Genomic DNA, 15,728 nt, shown 5'->3' on the forward strand with positions numbered 1-15,728 from the left:
CTCGATTAGCCCAAAGAACCGTAGTTGATGACGTTGTGTGCCATCACGTCATCCCGAAAATGCTTGCCCGAATGCGGCAGGGCAGTTGATCCGAAGCAGGCCGGACCTTAGACCCAGCCGCCGACACGCAGCCGCTCCACATGTTAATCTTTCTCATTCTCACCTCCCCTCCCACCCCGATGACCCGCCCGTCGCTTCGTCTCTCCGCCCTGGGCCTGTCCCTGTCCTTCGCCTGCATTTCGGCCCACGCCGCTCCACCCACCTCCCCCTATGTGCAGCAGCTGGACGCGGTGCAGGTACTCGGACGCGCCCAGACCCTCTACCGGGTGGACGACGCCACGGTGGGCACGCGTACGGACACGCCGCTGGCGTTGGTGCCGCAGTCCATCCAGGTGGTACCGCGTGAGCTGATCGAAGACCAGGCGGCCCGCCAGATCACCGACCTGTATCGCAGCATCAGCGGCATCAGTTTCTTCAGCTATGCCGGCGTAACACTGCGCGGCTTCCGCCAGGAAAACGTGCTGTATGACGGCCTGCGCGGCGACCCCTACGCCGGCTTCTCGGTGCCGCAGCTGTTCAACATCGAGCGCGTGGAAGTCCTGAAGGGACCGGCCGGCGCCCTGTACGGCGGCGGTGATGCCGGCGGCGTCATCAACTACGTGACGCGCAAGCCCAAAGCCACACCCGAGCGCCGCATCGAACTGCAGGCCGGCAACAACGGTTTCCGGGCTGCTTCGATCGAGGCCACCGGGCCGATGAACACCGTTGGCAGCGTGCGCTACCGCGCCGGGCTGTATGGCGACACCGAACAGGGCGTGCGCTGGAACGCGGACAGCGAAAGCGTGATCGGCGATGCATCGCTGGCCTTCGACGTGGGTGACACCGGCGAGTTGACCCTGCAGTTCACCGACATCACCCAGAACCTGGGCGGCAACCGCCTGCGTGGCGTGCCGGTGGACGACAACGGCAGTTTTCTCACCGACCGTCGTTGGAACCACAACGAAGCCACCGACTTTCTCGACATGCGCGCCAAGGTTGCGCTTGCGCAGTACCGCTTCTCGCCCAGCAGCAATCTGGACGTGGATGTGGGTGCCCGCTGGTTCGAGAACAACGAGCATCAGATCTACCATGAGCCGATGGGGCTGATCGACCGCAACCGCGACGGCGTGCCCGAATGGATGACCCGCCAGCTGCGCAATCAGATTCGCGACAACGATGCATTCACCGCCAACGGCAACGCGGTGTGGCGCGTCAGCACCGGCAGCATCGAGCACAAGGTGCTGTTCGGCGCCGATGTGTACCAACAGGATGCCGACTTCACCGCGCAGACGGCCAACAGCGCCGACCTGGCGCGGGGTGCCGGCCCGGTGCCGGGCATCGACCTGTTCAACCCGGTGTATGGCGCAAGTTCGTGGCGCGACCACAACCTGGCCGCCCTGCCCTGGCGCAGCACGAGCACGCGCAGCAAGCGCTATGGCGGCTACCTGCAGGACGAACTGACCCTGACCCCACGCTGGCATGTGCTGGCCGGACTGCGCTGGGACGGTTTCAAGGACGATGACCGCGTTGCCGGCACCAGCGTGGACGGCAACGACATCAGCTGGCGGCTGGGCAGCACGTATACCGTGCGGGAAGGCGTCAATGTCTACGCCAACATCGCCAGCGGCTTCATGCCCCAGAGCGCGGCCAACCAAAGCGCCGAGGCGGGCGGCCCGTTCGATGCCGAGCGCAGCAAACAGTGGGAAGTCGGGTTGAAATCCCTGCTGGCCGAGCGCGTCACCCTGAACCTGGCCGCTTACCGGATCGACCGCAGCAATATCGTGCAGGCCACCGGCGAGATCGTGGACGGCGTCAACCAGCTGGCCGCCCTTGGCCTGGTGCGCAGTACGGGCATGGAGCTGGATCTGCTGGCCGATGTCACCGAACGCTGGGTGCTCAACCTGACCTACGCCTACAACGATGCGCGGGTGAAGGATGCCGGCAGCAACGGCATTACCAATGCCTCCGGCGATCGCTTTGCCAATGCGCCGCAGAACAAGCTCGGCCTGTGGACACGCTACGACCTGCCGGCGATCAACTCCGCCATCGGCTTCGGCGCCGATTACGTGGATGAGCGCGTCAGCCTGGATGGCCAACGGGTAAAGCCTTACACCGTGTTCGACATGAGCTGGAAGACGCAGTGGCAGCAGTGGCAGTTCCAGGCCAACGTCAAAAACCTGTTCGACAAGGTCTATGCCGCCAGTGGGTTCACCGAGCGCACCGGCCACTTCCCGGGTGAACCACGCCGCGTGTACGTCCAGGCTGCGTACTCCTTCTGAGCCTGCCCATGCGCCAGCCTGCGCCAGCGCACCCCAACCGCCCTGCGCGCAGCGGGAGTGGGCGCCGGCTGTGGTTCGACCTGCACAGTTGGCTCGGCCTGAAGCTCTGCCTGTTCATGGGCTTTGTCTGCCTCACCGGCACGCTGGCGGTGTTCTCGCAGGAGATCGACTGGCTGCTGCACGCCCCCATGCGCGTGGCCGATGGTGGTGAGCAAGCCGGCTGGGGGCCCGTCATCCATGCCGCGCAGACGGCACATCCAGACTGGGAGCTGGAAGGGATCTCCGCCGGGCACACGCGCCTGTTCGCTGCGCGCGCGCAGATGCGCCTGCCCGATGGCAAGCGACGTTTTGTCTGGATCAACCCTTATACCGCGCAGGTGACCGGCGACACGGGCTGGTTCAATACGCAACGGCTGCTGCGCAACACCCACCGCCACCTGATGCTGCCGGTGGCCTGGGGCGTGCCACTGGTGGCGGCGCTGTCCATCCCGTTGCTGCTGTCGCTGTTGAGCAGCCTGTATATCTACAAGAAGTGGTGGCGTGGTTTCTTCAAACGGCCCGACGCCTCGCGACCGCGCCGCCTGTGGGGCGATGTCCATCGCTTGGCCGGGGTGTGGTCACTCTGGTTTCTGCTGCTGATCGGGTTGACCGGAGCGTGGTATCTGATCGAATCACTCGGCGGCGATGCACCGGCCGCGCCGACCATGCGACTGGCCAAGGACGATGACCGCGCTGCCGCCGTAGACCCGGCCGCCGTCGATGCCGCGGTGCAGACCGTCCGCCAGCAATGGCCTCGCCTTGAAATCCTCGGCGCCATCCCCGCGCGCGATGGCGGGAGCATCCTGTTCCTGGGCGAGGCCGACGCATGGCTGGTGCGGGAGCGGGCGAACAACATCGCCATCGATCTGCATACCGGGCAAGTGATCGGCATGCATGACGGCCGTGCGCTGGGGGTCCATCAGCGCATCGCCGAAATGGCCGACCCCCTGCACTTCGGCAGCTTCGGCGGTTGGCCGATCCGAGTGCTCTGGTTGCTGGCCGGCACGCTGCTGACTGGGCTGTGCTTCACCGGCGTGTATCTCTACGGACTTCGCACAGTGGATTCGCTGCGATCAGCAGCTAAGAGGCGGCAGACATGAGTCATGAAAAACTGCCCGGCCCCTGGCGCGCGGCGTGGCACGGCATGGGTCGCTGGCGCTGGCTGTGGCTGGCACTGCTGCTGGTGTGGGCGTTGCTGGTGCCGCTGGAGGCTATGAAGTAGCAGCGATTGTCGCCTGTGCGTGCTTTCCGCATCACAATCACGACCCATCAAAAATCCCCATTAAGAATCAGCGACTTATGCGTGATTGGCGGAGAGAGTGGGATTCGAACCCACGGAAGGTTTGACCCTTCGCCGGTTTTCAAGACCGGTGCCTTAAACCGCTCGGCCATCTCTCCGTATCGCTGACGCTATCCGCGTCCCGCGTGCCCCGGTCATTGCAACCGGGACATCCGGTCGGGGCAGCGCCCCGTCCGGCATGGCTCCCCGGCATGGGCCGGGGGTGGCATTTTCGCATTTCCGCCCGGTTTTGCCCAGCCGGTGTGCGCTCCTACCCCGCGCGAGCGCCCTGGTCAGGCTGACTGAACGAAACCCGCCTGCCACGCTCCCAGTAAGTTCCGTGTAAGTCCAAGCAGCCAAAGCTCGTAGCGCCTCCCAACGATGCTACCCGCATGCTCAAGTCTGTGCTCGCCCTTCCGCTGCTTGTCCCCACCATTGCCCTGGCCCAAGGCGTTTCCAGCAGCAGCGACCTGCTCGCCGGTGCCAAGGACGACCGCTGGTCAGTGGGCGTGGCGGTGGCCGTCCGCGACAGCCCCTATGTCGGCGAAGGCACCCGTGTGCGCCCGCTGCCGCTGGTCACCTACGACGGGGATCGCTTCTTCTGGCGCGGGATTTCTGGCGGAATCCACCTCGTGCAGGGCAGCGCGTTCTCGTTGGACGCGGTGCTGGCAGGCCGCTTCGACGGGTTCGACATCAAGGATCTGTCCCGGGCCGGGCTGGCCCGCAATGGCCTGGACGCCACCACTCTGGAGGACCGGGACGACGCACTGGACGCCGGGCTGGCGGCCAGTTGGCGTGGACAAGCCGGGGAGCTGAAGGTCAGTGCCCTTGCCGACGTAACCGACACCAGCGGCGGTTACGAACTCGCCGTGGACTACGCGTATGCCCTGCAGTGGGGCCGCACCACGGTCGTGCCTGGCGCCGGGGTCCGCTGGATGTCCAGCGACCTGGTCAACTACTACTACGGCACCCTGGACGAAGAAGTCCGCCGGGGTGCGCCGCGCTACCAGCCGGGCTCGGCGGTGGTTCCGCAAGTCAGCATCGGCTTCTCGCGTCCGCTGGGAGACAAGTGGCGCGTGCTCGGCGGCGTGGACTACAAGTTCCTGCCCAGCGAACTGGCCGACAGCCCACTGCTCGAGCCGGATTCAAACGGGTCTGCCGGGATACGCCTGGGAATCTCGCGAAGCTTCTGATCGTCCATACTGGACGCTGCGCCCCCATGGCTACGTCCTTGCCCATCCCGGCCGTTTCCAATCGAATCGCCCTGGTGGAGGACCACCCCCGCCTGGCCATGCTGGTCGAGCGGGGCCTGGGCGCAGCGGGTATCGCCGTGGATACCTTTGCCACCCTCGAGGCGGCCTGGCACGGCTTGCTTCGCCTTCCCTATGCGCTGGCGATCGTGGATCGCGGGCTGCCCGATGGCGATGGCCTCACCCTGATCATGCGGTTGCGTGCAGCCGACAACCAGCTGCCGTGCCTGATGCTCACCGCCAAGGACGCACTGCATGATCGCGTGGCCGGTCTTGACGCAGGTGCCGACGACTACCTGCCCAAGCCCTTCGCGATAGAGGAGCTTACCGCGCGCGTGAGAGCGCTCATGCGGCGTCCTGTGGAGTACCGGGAGCCGCAGCTTGCCTACCAGGGCCTGCAGGTGCTGCCGGCACTGGGCTGCATGCGGCACCGGGAGGAGCAGGTCAGCCTGGCACCCGCAGAGCTGCAGCTGATCATCCTGCTGGTGAGGTCCGCCGGCCAGATCGTGCGGCGAGCCGCGCTGGAGGCAGCGGCGTGGGGTGTTTCAGAGGCGGTTACCCCCAATGCCCTGGACGTGGCGTTGCACCGGTTGCGGAAAAAACTGGGCACGATCAATGCCCCGCTGACCATCCTCAACGTCCGAAACCTCGGCTTCTCCCTGCTCCACACCGATGCTGCGTAGTCTCACCGGCCGCCTGATGGCCGGCACCATGCTGGCAGTTCTGGTCGCCGCAGTGGCCGCCACCGGGGTCATGCTGGCAATGACCTCGCCCCGGCAACCCGACCGCCTGCTTCGCGCCGAAGTGCAGGAAGAGCTTGAGCACCTGATGGAAGGCCTGCGCACGGATGCGGCGGGAAACCTGCAGGTCGTGCTGAAGCCGCAGAACGCCACCTACGATGCAATGACCAAGGACTCGGCCTACTTCCTCGCCGATGCCACGGGGAAGACGGTGCTGCAGAGTTCACCAGGCCCGGCACTGGATGCGCTCAAAGCCCTGCCGTCGGGCGTTCACGACATGATGGTGAACAGCAATGGCATTGCCGTGCGGCTTTACGTCATGGAAGCGCCCGTGGACTATCGGGGCCAGCACTACACCGCCCGGGTGGCGCGCAGCGAACGACTCGTGGAAACGCTGAGCGAGTATGCCGGCAGGCTCTACCTCCGGGCGGGCTTGGTTACCCTGCTGCTGGCACTGCTCACCTTCACCATCGCGGTGTACTGGACCATCAGGCGGATGCTCCGCCCGCTTCGACAGGCCTCGGCAGTGGCCGCGCAGGTAGGGCCGCGGAACCTGGGGACAAGGCTTCGCACCGAAAACCTGCCCGCTGAAGTGATCCCCGTGATCGATGCCTTCAACGCCGCTCTGGCGAGATTGGAGAATGGGTTCCGGGTTCAACAGGACTTCCTGGCCTCTGCGGCGCATGAACTGAAGACGCCGCTGTCGTTGTTGACGGCCGAGATTGAACTGAGTGGTGCGGCCAACAGGGAGGTGCTGCTGCAGGACGCCGGGCACATGGCACGCCAGATTCATCAACTACTGCACCTTGCCGAAGTCAGCGAGGTGCACAACTACACCTTCGAGCCGGTCCGCCTTGCGCTGATCCTCCAAGATGCTGCCGACTACCTGATACGCATGTCCGGACAACGCTCGGTGACCGTGGATGTGCGCGACCTGGCCGGAGAGAGGCCTCTGCTGGCCGATGCGTCGGCGGTGTTTGTACTGGCCAAGAACCTGGTCGAGAACGCAATCCACCATGCGCCCGTTGGCGGCAAGGTGCACGTTGAGCTGTTTCCTTGGGGCTTCTGCGTGCGGGACTATGGCCCCGGCGTTGCACCCTCGCACCAAACGCTGCTCTTCAAGCGCTTCTGGCGCGCCAATCCCCGCGACAGCGCCGGTGCCGGGCTTGGTTTGGCGATCTGCATGGAGATCTGCACGTCGCACGGCTGGGACCTTCGTTATGAGGCCGCTCACGACGGCGGTGCACGCTTTGTCGTGGAAACGAGCACGGCCGCGGCATCCCCAGGGGACCTGGCGTCCTGATACGGAAATGCCTCACCCGCGCTATGGCCAGTCTCAATACGCGAGACATGTCTCTGGGAAGATGAGTCACCTCCTCCCGGACGTCTGTATGAGCAATCCTCACTACACCCACATTCCCAGCACACTGGAGTTTCTGACCAAGCTCAAACGGCCTTCTACGCCCCCAAGCGTGTTCGACAGGATCGAGCGTGGAGTCTTTATGATCACCGTGCTCCTCGCTGGACTAATGCTGATCTCAGCAGGACTGGGAACGGTGGGAGTATTTTCCAGAGAGATCGTTCGCATTTTGACGCTGTCCATCCTCATAGGGGTCTTGGTTCTGTTCCTCCTGTGGGCGGTTTCTCAGATCGTAGAGATGGTTCTGGCGCTCCGCAGCGGCTATCGCCGCGCCGCCGACCGGGTGGATCTGGAAATCGAGCAGGACCAGGTCATCGTTGAAGAGTTGACGCAATGCGACCCGTTCAACTTGCGCGAGCGATCCAAACACTTGGAAGCCAAGGCCAAGCGCCTTACCCGTCACGCCGGAATAGGCCCCGTTCTGGCCGCCATCGGCGTGGTGGTCATCAATGTCCAAGACTCGGCGGAAAAGGCGGAGCTGTTCGCTCGACTCAACGCCGTGCCCCTCTTTGTCTATTCGGGAAGTCTCGGCGTCCTGTTGGGAGCCGCCACCCTGATGGTGTTTGCCGGGAAGTTGGAACACATCGCAGGGCTTCTGTCACTTGCAGCCGACAGGCTAGATCGCAGGTAGCGGCATCTGCGGATAGCGTGCGGGGCGCTTCTTTGTATGGCGGAGAGAGTGGGATCGGATCACCACCGATCTAACCGATTCTATCCGTTGCGGAAAGCTTCTTCGGCAGGTTTCCTTGGGATGTTTCCTCGATCATAGCCAGTCTTGAGTACGGTTGGTACCGCCCTGCAGGTGGCCAAGCCTCCCGGTGTCGGCACCGTTGGCCAACGATCTAGTGACCCAAGGCGCCCCGATGGCTGCGGGTGCGGAGATACATCTAAGGGCGAGATCTAAGGTCGAATTAGAAGTTCAGATATGTGAAATTCCTCTCATTTCTAATTTGGCGACTATGGGTATGGGTGCTTGGATGGGGCCGTCCACTAACGAAAAGGAAGGCTCTATGCACCACGACACACAGCTCCACATCGCCAGCCAATTGCTCAGCGCCCTCCTGGTTCAGACGTCGAGTCGGGACATCGACGATCGCGACGTAGATATTCGGCATGCTTTGGATGTCGCCGCCGAACTGATGAGGCAGTGGGGACCGACCACGCCCCCAGGGGGCTGCACTCCCCCGCCCGCAGCCGGCAGATCGCAGAGAATGCCCGTTGACCGCTCGCTCCCACCACCGGAGATGCCAGAATCAATGGAGCAATGGCGGAGCAGCAGGATCAACACACCGATGCCCGGTCCGAAGCCAAAGCTGGGCAGACGACCTGGTCTGCACTGAGTAAGAAGTGGCCCCGCAACTGCGGGGCCACTCGCTTTATGGACTCGGCGGCGCCGACGGACGCGATGCCGAACCAGGCCGAGGCACTTCCGGGACCCTGCGCACCGATGGCGACACGAATGCGGGCAACTCACCGCAAGACTGAGCCAACTCCGACGCTTGTTGAAGAATGTCCCTTTCGGCGGCATCCAGCGCCGGCTGAGTCGCCATCTCTTGGGCCTTAGCCAACTCGATTGACCGCATCTCGAGCACAGCCAGACGCCTTTCTCGGCGCTTGGCCCATTCCTTGGGCGACCACTGGCTCCCTTCTCGTGGGTGGTCCGCGTTGAAGCCCTCCCACTGCTGCTGCGCCATGTGGTGAAGCCGGTCTGCTCGCCGAACCGCGCTCTCCCTCCGCCCCCTTCTCAGCAACGCCTGCTTGAGCGTGCGGATCTTGACCGCAACAGGTGCGACCAAGGGGCGTGCCTGGGCGGTGTCACCAAAGCGGACCACGTGACGGCGCACACCCGCAAGCCACTCCCGAACAACGCCCAAAGCCAAGTCCGCGCGGGCTTGGGTAATCTCCCACAGGTCTCTCAGTGCAACATCAATCCACTCGAGGCAGTTCCACTGCCTCGGGGGGCGCTCTGACCCCAATACCCCGTTCTCAATGGGAGGTAAGCGAATGCCCATCACTCCCTCAATCCTGAGATCGCCGACCACGAGGAACGGCGCGTCAGACTTCTGCTTGGCTCGCTCAGCGAGGGCTGCCCGGTGATCGTGCGTGGGAGGAAGTCCAATGGCCCGACCCTCTGCCACAGCGTCGTGGATCAGCGATTCGAACTCTTGGTCGTTTTCCTGCTGAATCGACAGATTGGTCTCTTCAACGTGGGTGGCCTGACCTCTCCTGGCAAGTGCCGTCGCGACCTTTCCTTGATGACGGGTAGGCTCCCTAGATAGCAGCGTTGCCCGAAGTGGATCCCCCTCCAACAATGCCATCTGAGACTGTTCTTCCAAGCTGCGATGGTCCACGCGGGAACGGATGCCAGCCGCCTCCAGATGCGAGTTGATCGTGGACGCCACGGCCTCGCGAACCCACTCCACCTCGATACGCCCCGTCGGCCCACCATCCAACTCTTTGGTCTTGTCACCAAACCCTTCTTCAGTGATCCGCCGTGTGCTCGCCAGGATGTGGACGTGGTGGTTCACACCATCAGTGGTCGGCGGCGAATGGATGCTTGCTTGGACGACGAACCCATAGCGGACTACCAGCACGTCAGCAATAGCCCAAGCAAGTTCACCGCGCTGTTCGGCATCGAGCTCGTGTGGCAGCGACACTTCGAACTCGCGTGCAATCGTGGCGTCTCGGCGACGCTCGGCTGCTTCGACCGCGGGCCAGAGTTCGCCTGGAATCAAGGCCCATGGTGGCGCCTCTGGAGGGCCCAGACACGTGCTTGCGACGACACCACTGCGGCGCTGATAGTCGTGCACTTGTCCTGTCTGAAAGTCTTTAAGGCGCAGACCGCCGCGATAGGCGGCCGCCGCGACGGCGGACTGGCCTCTGGCACGGCTGAAGGTTTTGACGCTGGTGTGGTAGATAGCCATTGAGATCTCCGTGATTGGTCGGAGTCTTTATGCTTTTGTTTTTTCTCTTCGCAAGCGGGAAACCGCTTGGGGTTCAAGGGGCGAAGCCCTTTGCGCACGTGTAACAGAGTTACACCTAAGTGCGCTCTTGCATTGTTCTTTTAAGCATGTCTTTTCAGCGCTCGCTCCTCGTTGCACATCCGTACATCTACAGATGAAGGCGATCTTGACGATGCTGGCTTCTTTGGTTGACTGGTTCCTATCTCAAGCAGGAACTCGACATGATCGCAACCAATCACTACCACGAACGCATCCAGAGGGCCACCGAGCGGCTCGCCCAGCTTCAGGCCCGCGAGCTCTTGGCATCCCAACGCCAGGCAAGCAAAGCCAAGCAGGCGCAGCGTCAGGAAGAAGCGCGCCGCCGTCGCAGCGTTGCGTCGCTTGTTTACCTAGCCGGCGCGGAAGTGCTCGATGACGCAGAACTCCTCGGGGCGCTTTTGATTCACCTGCAGAGCCGCAGGGATGACGAGATCCGAAAGGATGCGCGTGACGTTGGCCAAGCTAAGCTGCAGGCCTCGACTGCTCCGCATTGAAATAGTCGACCTAAGCGCTGGCCGCCTTAATTGGACGGCCAGCCTGACGGCCTCTTCTTTCTACCTTGTCTGGGAACTGACTGAGAGCAGGCGCAGCCAAGGCTTTTCTATATGGCCCAGGCTACTACGACCTTCCCGAGGCCCACCGCCGCTCCCAACCCTCCGAGCAGGAGAAAAGCTGCGGGCACACAACAACCCATGGCCTTCCCTATTTTTTTCTGGCGTCCCGCACGCGTCAGCGGCACACCGATCTGCCTGGATAGCTTGGATTTCGCGGCTGACAGGCCGCTGGCTCGCTTCCAAGAAAAACCCGGTATTCCTCTCCGCCTTCCCATTGCATCCTCCCTGAGCAGCAGATCGCTGACAACTCTCACGGCGCTAAAACTCAGAGCCGGACCCTAGGGAATACCTTATCGCAGGGGCACGCAAGAGTCCCGCAGCGCAAGCTTGCGGGGCGGTGCGACAGATTGCCGCATGGGCCAACACACACAGTCCACGGGGTGGACAAAAGGATGTCTACGGCTACCCGTGCACTATCCCTCCTCGGAGGTTTCGCGCTCGCTTCTTTCAGATTCGGGAGCCGTATTCAGCGAGCCCCAAGACTCGCCCGCGCAGGCGCAGCCTGCGGTAGATAGGCCTGCCGCGACCGGCCTCCGCTGTTGAACTCAATCTGGCACCGGGTGGTTTTAGGACTCGCTTCGGTGCGGTAAACAATCTTTGGGGCTAACGCCGGGGGACCATGCGGCTTCTTGTCTGCATACAGCCGCTGGCCGTATCAATCTTTACCTCCCTCTGGCGATACTATGTGCTTCAAGGAAGCGCCGTAGGCAGGGGGCCACATGGCGAGAAGGAAGCAATCCGCCGCGGGCTGGATCGTCGGTGTCTTGGTCGTTATTTGGCTGATTCCAAAAGAGATTTGGATCGGTCTCGGCATCGCCACGCTCATAGGACTAGTCCTGTGGATCTGGCTCAGATGGCGGACTGAGAAGAAGGAAGCCCCAGCTATAGCACCGCTATCAGAGCCCACGCTGGCAGAGCTGATCCAGTCTTCGGCGCCCAAGGCGGTGCCCAAGGAGCCCATCAGTCGGCCGACGTCCATCCGTGATGAGGCAGCTATTGCTCATGTCGGGCCATTGAAGGCTTCTGGTCCGCCCCTCCTCCCCTCTTCTGGCTTGGGGGGAGCACCGTCCCGAGCGCCCGAACCGGTTTCGCAAGGCGCAGCGGCCGGGGCCCCAGACACAATTGAAATGAGCCTCTCGCCCACAAACGCGGGGACATCCCCGAGCGGCCCTTCCAACGCCCCCGTTGCCATGGCCGATGAGCTCGACCTAAGCCCGGATCTGTCGGTCTCGCAGCTGGAGCCAAGCAACCTGAGCCTGGAGACTTCCTTTCATTCCGCCTCCCAGAAGAATGCTGGAAATCTGGCAGAGGTAATGAAGGCCGTAGCCGAGCGCTCTGCTGCAGGAAAGGCTGCCCGGACCTTTAAGGAACAGGTGCAGGTTCAAATTCCCGCCGCATCAGACCTAGGACAAAGGCTCGCAGCAGCTTTGACGGCCCATGGGACTCAGGCGGCTGGCGAAAGCCGGCCCGGAAACTTGAAGGAGGTGAAAGCACATATTGCCAAGCAAGGAGCGTCCTACACGGGCCCCAACCAACTTGAGACGGAACTGAGGAGCAGCGCTCACGATGATCGCGGACCGCCGCAAGAGCCGCAGGCGCTGCCTCCCATCGCCAGAGCTGTCCCTCCGCCATTGCCGTCAGCACCCGGAATCGCTAAGGGAATGGAAGAGCTGCACCGCGTCGCCATCGTTTCTGACACTCCCTCCAAGGAATTCACCGTCCCTCGTCCGCCGGAAGGCTGGGCGAAGACCCGATGGCTAGGCGCCGATGAGACGGTCGAGATCGGGGGCGTAGCCATTCGAGGCGGCCTCTTCTACACGGGCGTCAAGCTCGACTCCCCCAATGGCGACACCGAGCCCAGCCTTGTCAACAGCGTCCTGGCCGTCGCCCCCTATGGCGATTACAGGGGCTCGACCAACTACTGGCTGGCCTACGCGCAGCTGTCTCCTAGCGAGCGGCGGGCCTACCTGACCTGGCTGGCATCTGACCGAACCGACGGCAATTGCTCAATCAACTATGTCCGTCTTTACTTCTTCGGCCTGGAGCGCCGCGTCCTGCTCGACTCGGTGACCGAGCCAGAGTCGAGAAAGGACTGGCCAGCTATCAAGCACGCCCTCCGAAAGCTGGGCTCCGCTTACGGGGAGATCTACGGTCCTATCCGTGGATACACCAACAGCTTGCTGGACTGGATGGAGCTGGATTCGGTCGAAGAGAAGCTCTACTCAAAGCCAGTTCCTCCCTTTGATCGCTCCTACGAACTCCCCTTCTACCTCCGCTTGGCTCTGGGCCAGTGTTCGCTTGACCGGGCACCCGTCCCTGCTTCACTGGCTCTGGCCTGGATTCGGCTAAACCCGGAGGTTTCGCTGCGAACCGCGGCAGTCCGGTGCGCCGATGAGTTCGATCGCCTGTTTGTAGAGCGGTATCACGAGCTGTTTGGCAGCGGCCTGGTGCTTCCCAAGAACCGCACCAAGCTGAAGTTCGCACGGCAACCAGCTTCGCCCGCCCTGTATGGCGCCTCCCTCAAGCCCAAGACGTTCGGAGACGTTCCTGACGTCACGGCCCTTCGTGCGCCACTGAAGGGCCTGCTCGAGGTTGTTCAGCAGTGTACCGACGAGCTCGGCCCCTACAGCCGATTGGTTGGCAGATCTTCCGATTCGAAGGATGCGCTGGAAGCGCTGCTTTTGCTGCCGCCCAGCATTTGGCCTGAGAGCCAAAGAAGCACCCTCCGTTCAATTGCAGAGGACGTCCAAGCCGGCAACATGACGATCCAGTTGGCAGAGCTGAGCGCTCGGTTCGGCCCAAGCCTCGGCCCTCTCGGCAGGGAAAGGGTTCGCGATCTAGCCCGGGTATTGGAAAGCATGAATGTCGGGATGGAGCCAAATGTCTTGGAGGGAGCACGGGCACCGTCTGAAGCCGATCCGATCGTGATCTTTGCGCTTCTACCTGGTCAGTCGCACAAAACAGATGCCGCAGCGTATCAAACAGCCATCCTTACCCTGCAGCTCGCCTCGGCGGTTGCCCAATCAGACGGCTCCTTCAGCGCGCAGGAGCTGGCGCATCTCTCCCTAGAGATCGACGGCTGGTCTCACCTTAGCGTGGCAGATCACGGTCGACTGCGTGCTCACCTGGACTTGCTTGTCGCGTCGCCCATTTCCCTGCCATCACTGCGGAAAAAGCTCGATCCGCTGGACAGTGCCACCAAAGAGGCGATTGCGGCTTCCATGGCAACTCTCGCCCAAGTGGACGGAATGGTGTCGCCGGAGGAGGTGCGCTTTCTAGAGAAGGTCTACAAGGCCCTAGGTGTCGAACCCAAGCGGATCTTCAGCGACATCCATGCGCCGAGGCCGGGCAAAACCCAGTCCCAGTCCACTCAGTCCGCTTCGTTGCAGCTGGATCCCGAGCGCATCGCCGCGCTGCAGCGCGACACGGCCAAGGTGTCCGCCCTCCTTGCGAACATCTTCACGGAGGACGAGCCCAACTTCAGCCACGAAGATGCTCCTTCTGCATCTCTGGAGGAAACGCCTGAGGTCGGCAACGGCCTACTTGGCCTGGATGAGTCTCACAGCGCATTGCTCCGGCTGATGCTTTCTCGCCCGAGCTGGACGCGTGCCGAGCTCGAGGACGGCGCTGCAGACCTTGAGTTGATGCTGGATGGTGCGCTGGAGCAGATCAATGATGCCTCCTTCGACGCCTATGACATCCCCTTCTCCGACGGCGATGACCCGTTGGAGATCAATCCCGAGTTCATTGAGAAGATCGAGCAATGAGTAACCCTATTCGAACTAAAGACCGCGACGCGGTCGTCCAGTCTCTTCGCGCTGGCGTTGTCCCCCGCGCAGGACAGCACCTGATACAAGTTGGCCGCGCTCGCGAGGTGGAGACGCTGGTCGGCGACATCGACCGGCTCGCCGATGGTGGGTCCTCCTTCCGCTTAGTGATCGGAGAATACGGCTCCGGCAAGACGTTCTTCCTCAACCTGGTTCGCGCCATTGCCATGGAGCGAAAGCTGGTCGTAGCCAGTGCGGACCTGAACCCGGATCGCAGGCTTCATGCATCAGGCGGACAAGCCCGTTCGCTGTATGCGGAACTGATGCGGAATCTGGCGACGCGAACGAAGCCAGAAGGCGGCGCATTGCCCGCAGTGGTCGAGAAGTTCATCGCTACTGCAAAATCCGAATCCAAGGCAAAAGGTGTCCCTACCGAACAAGTCATCCGCGCCAAGCTGGAACAACTGACGGAGCTGGTCAACGGCTACGATTTTGCGGACGTCATTGCGGCTTACTGGCGCGGGTTCGAGGAAGGAAATGAACAGCTGAAATCCGATGCCATCCGGTGGCTTCGTGGTGAGTTCACGACCCGTACGGATGCCAAGGCCGCGCTCGGCGTGCGCACAATCGTTGACGACGCATCCGTCTATGACCAGCTCAAACTCATGGGCAGGTTCATCCACCTCGCCGGCTACAGCGGGTTGCTCGTATGCCTAGATGAGTTGGTCAACCTGTACAAGCTGGCCAACGCTCAGGCACGAAATTCCAACTACGAGCAGCTCCTGCGCATGCTCAACGACTCGCTCCAAGGAACGGCAGTTGGCTTAGGCTTCGTGTTGGGCGGAACTCCTGATTTCCTGATGGACACTCGCCGCGGTGTCTACAGCTACCAAGCGCTGCAAAGCCGCCTCGCACAGAACACCTTTGCCACGAACGGCCTGGTCGACTTCAGCGGACCTGTGGTCCGCCTCTCCAGCCTTACTGCAGAAGACTTCTACGTTCTTTTGACCAAGATCCGCCACGTCTATGCCGGCGGCGACCAGGCCAAGTATCTCCTTCCTGACGAGGCCGTTCATCAGTTCATGGAGCATTGCGCCAACCGCATCGGCGACAGCTTCTTCCGCACCCCTCGGACCACCATCACCGCCTTCATCAATCTGCTTGCTGTGCTTGAGCAAAATCTTGGCACCGACTGGCAGTCCTTGATCGGCGCGGTCGAGGTCAAGCCTGACCTTGGCGGCCAGGGCGACCTTGATGTGGTCGAAGATGACGAACTGACCTCTTTCAAGCTGTGAGTAC

Annotated in this window: 11 protein-coding genes and 1 tRNA gene; 10 read left to right on the forward strand and 2 right to left on the reverse strand. The window is 62.5% G+C overall.

The features are described from left to right. Positions 1–179 precede the first annotated feature (179 nt). Genes AC3IR9_RS12235 through AC3IR9_RS12245 form a run of 3 tightly spaced genes read left to right on the forward strand, consistent with a single transcriptional unit; the run spans position 180 to position 3,579 of the window. Positions 180–2,318 (forward strand): TonB-dependent siderophore receptor, encoded by a 2,139-nt coding sequence (locus AC3IR9_RS12235; RefSeq protein ID WP_489295820.1) that lies wholly within the window; start codon positions 180–182, stop codon positions 2,316–2,318. Between the two features lie 8 nt (positions 2,319–2,326). Further along, a complete protein-coding gene (locus AC3IR9_RS12240; protein ID WP_489291019.1) occupies positions 2,327–3,457 on the forward strand; it encodes a PepSY-associated TM helix domain-containing protein in 1,131 nt (376 codons plus the stop codon). Beyond that, positions 3,454–3,579 (forward strand): hypothetical protein, encoded by a 126-nt coding sequence (locus AC3IR9_RS12245; RefSeq protein ID WP_489291020.1) that lies wholly within the window; start codon positions 3,454–3,456, stop codon positions 3,577–3,579. The genes AC3IR9_RS12240 and AC3IR9_RS12245 overlap by 4 nt, the downstream gene beginning before the upstream one ends. An 86-nt stretch (positions 3,580–3,665) precedes the next feature. On the opposite strand, the gene AC3IR9_RS12250 is transcribed toward AC3IR9_RS12245, so the two are convergent. Beyond that, positions 3,666–3,755: transfer RNA gene (locus AC3IR9_RS12250), tRNA-Ser, on the reverse strand. Between the two features lie 273 nt (positions 3,756–4,028). Between AC3IR9_RS12250 and AC3IR9_RS12255 the strand changes: the two genes are divergently transcribed. The 4 genes from AC3IR9_RS12255 to AC3IR9_RS12270 all read left to right on the forward strand — a co-directional run bounded on the left by AC3IR9_RS12255 (position 4,029) and on the right by AC3IR9_RS12270 (position 7,677). Beyond that, the gene (locus AC3IR9_RS12255; protein ID WP_489291021.1) at positions 4,029–4,829 is read left to right on the forward strand and encodes a MipA/OmpV family protein; all 801 of its coding nucleotides are present in this window, start codon (positions 4,029–4,031) and stop codon (positions 4,827–4,829) included. Positions 4,830–4,855: 26 nt separating this feature from the next. Next, positions 4,856–5,569, forward strand: coding sequence for a response regulator transcription factor (locus AC3IR9_RS12260; protein WP_489291022.1), 714 nt, complete (start codon positions 4,856–4,858; stop codon positions 5,567–5,569). Beyond that, a complete protein-coding gene (locus AC3IR9_RS12265; RefSeq protein ID WP_489291023.1) occupies positions 5,559–6,929 on the forward strand; it encodes a sensor histidine kinase in 1,371 nt (456 codons plus the stop codon). Before AC3IR9_RS12260 ends, AC3IR9_RS12265 begins: the two co-directional genes overlap by 11 nt. Before the next feature lie 88 nt (positions 6,930–7,017). Then, positions 7,018–7,677, forward strand: coding sequence for a hypothetical protein (locus tag AC3IR9_RS12270; protein WP_489291024.1), 660 nt, complete (start codon positions 7,018–7,020; stop codon positions 7,675–7,677). A gap of 745 nt (positions 7,678–8,422) precedes the next feature. Here AC3IR9_RS12270 and mobQ read toward each other — a convergent pair. Continuing rightward, on the reverse strand, positions 8,423–9,970 hold the full coding sequence (mobQ, locus tag AC3IR9_RS12275) for a MobQ family relaxase (protein WP_489291025.1): 1,548 nt from the start codon (positions 9,968–9,970) through the stop codon (positions 8,423–8,425). A gap of 260 nt (positions 9,971–10,230) precedes the next feature. Here mobQ and traD point away from each other — a divergent pair, with 260 nt between their 5' ends. The 3 genes from traD (at position 10,231) to AC3IR9_RS12290 (ending at position 15,724) form a co-directional block, all read left to right on the forward strand. Then, positions 10,231–10,542, forward strand: coding sequence for a conjugal transfer protein TraD (traD, locus tag AC3IR9_RS12280; protein WP_350463260.1), 312 nt, complete (start codon positions 10,231–10,233; stop codon positions 10,540–10,542). Between the two features lie 1,310 nt (positions 10,543–11,852). Beyond that, positions 11,853–14,429 carry a tellurite resistance TerB family protein gene (locus AC3IR9_RS12285; protein WP_489291026.1) on the forward strand — a complete coding sequence of 859 codons (2,577 nt, stop codon included), beginning with the start codon at positions 11,853–11,855 and terminating at the stop codon, positions 14,427–14,429. After that, the gene (locus AC3IR9_RS12290) at positions 14,426–15,724 is read left to right on the forward strand and encodes an ATP-binding protein (protein ID WP_152151172.1); all 1,299 of its coding nucleotides are present in this window, start codon (positions 14,426–14,428) and stop codon (positions 15,722–15,724) included. The genes AC3IR9_RS12285 and AC3IR9_RS12290 overlap by 4 nt, the downstream gene beginning before the upstream one ends. Positions 15,725–15,728 lie beyond the last annotated feature (4 nt).

Source organism: Stenotrophomonas sp. GL_101, assembly GCF_057835675.1.

Excerpts from the sequence above, each read along its gene's own strand:
- AC3IR9_RS12270 (WP_489291024.1), top strand. The coding sequence starts at position 7,018 with ATGAGCAATCCTCACTACACCCACATTCCCAGCACACTGGAGTTTCTG.
- AC3IR9_RS12265 (WP_489291023.1), top strand. The coding sequence starts at position 5,559 with ATGCTGCGTAGTCTCACCGGCCGCCTGATGGCCGGCACCATGCTGGCA.
- AC3IR9_RS12240 (WP_489291019.1), top strand. The coding sequence starts at position 2,327 with ATGCGCCAGCCTGCGCCAGCGCACCCCAACCGCCCTGCGCGCAGCGGG.
- AC3IR9_RS12260 (WP_489291022.1), top strand. The coding sequence starts at position 4,856 with ATGGCTACGTCCTTGCCCATCCCGGCCGTTTCCAATCGAATCGCCCTG.
- AC3IR9_RS12245 (WP_489291020.1), top strand. The coding sequence starts at position 3,454 with ATGAGTCATGAAAAACTGCCCGGCCCCTGGCGCGCGGCGTGGCACGGC.
- AC3IR9_RS12235 (WP_489295820.1), top strand. The coding sequence starts at position 180 with ATGACCCGCCCGTCGCTTCGTCTCTCCGCCCTGGGCCTGTCCCTGTCC.
- mobQ (WP_489291025.1), bottom strand. The coding sequence starts at position 9,970 with ATGGCTATCTACCACACCAGCGTCAAAACCTTCAGCCGTGCCAGAGGC.
- traD (WP_350463260.1), top strand. The coding sequence starts at position 10,231 with ATGATCGCAACCAATCACTACCACGAACGCATCCAGAGGGCCACCGAG.
- AC3IR9_RS12290 (WP_152151172.1), top strand. The coding sequence starts at position 14,426 with ATGAGTAACCCTATTCGAACTAAAGACCGCGACGCGGTCGTCCAGTCT.
- AC3IR9_RS12285 (WP_489291026.1), top strand. The coding sequence starts at position 11,853 with ATGGCCGATGAGCTCGACCTAAGCCCGGATCTGTCGGTCTCGCAGCTG.
- AC3IR9_RS12255 (WP_489291021.1), top strand. The coding sequence starts at position 4,029 with ATGCTCAAGTCTGTGCTCGCCCTTCCGCTGCTTGTCCCCACCATTGCC.